At 52.6% G+C, this 209-nt stretch carries 1 protein-coding gene; it reads left to right on the top strand.

The genetic code is table 11. From position 1 onward, the window contains the following. Positions 1–6 precede the first annotated feature (6 nt). Positions 7–209, top strand: a 203-nt coding sequence (locus Dpoa2040_RS05460; RefSeq protein WP_168640565.1) for a helix-turn-helix domain-containing protein, incomplete at its 3' end; no start/stop codon positions are given.

The following is a 209-nucleotide window of genomic DNA, read 5'->3' as shown; positions in this document are numbered from 1 at the left end:
TAATTTATGTATTCCAAAGCTGAGCGCCTTCGCGCTATTGAGCTCTATTTTAAATTCGGCAGAAAGATCACCTCTGTTATTCGTGAACTGGGCTACCCCACAGAACGCAACCTCCGGCGATGGGTACAGGCATGGGAAGCCAGCAGTGGCGATATCAGTTGCCTGCCCCGCAAAGAGCGCTACTCTGATGCGCAGAAACAGGCCGCCGT

Source organism: Dickeya sp. CFBP 2040 (assembly GCF_012273755.1).
GTDB lineage: Bacteria > Pseudomonadota > Gammaproteobacteria > Enterobacterales > Enterobacteriaceae > Dickeya > Dickeya poaceiphila.
Note: the sequence above shows the minus strand (reverse complement) of the source record. Positions and strands in the feature narration are given on the sequence as shown.